We start from the raw sequence: 325 nt of genomic DNA, 5'->3' as shown, positions 1-325 counted from the left end.
GCGAGCGGCGCGCAGGTGTCGGCCGGCCAGGTGGTACTGGCCACCAACGGCTACAGCGGCGACTTGTGGCCCGGCATGGCCCAGAGTGTGCTCGCGGCCAACAGTTTTATCGTCGCCACCCGGCCCTTGAGCGGGCCTGCGGCCGAGAGCATTTTGCCGGGGCAGGAAACCGTCTCAACCGCCCAAAGGCTACTGCTGTACTTTCGCAAGGACGCCCACGGTCGCCTGCTGATGGGCGGGCGCGGGTTGTTCGAAGATCCCACCGGGCCCGCGGATTTTGCGCACCTGGAACGTTCGCTGGCACTGCTGTTTCCGCAGCTGGGCA

The 325-nt window shown here is 67.1% G+C and carries 1 protein-coding gene; it reads left to right on the top strand.

All coding sequences use genetic code 11. The annotated features are described in order from the left end of the window. Positions 1-325: FAD-dependent oxidoreductase (locus HX846_RS37200; protein ID WP_178967465.1), on the top strand; the 325-nt coding region annotated here is incomplete at both ends.

It is taken from the genome of Pseudomonas sp. K5002 (assembly GCF_013386655.1).
Lineage (GTDB): Bacteria > Pseudomonadota > Gammaproteobacteria > Pseudomonadales > Pseudomonadaceae > Aquipseudomonas.
This window is presented reverse-complemented; position numbering and strand designations above follow the sequence as displayed.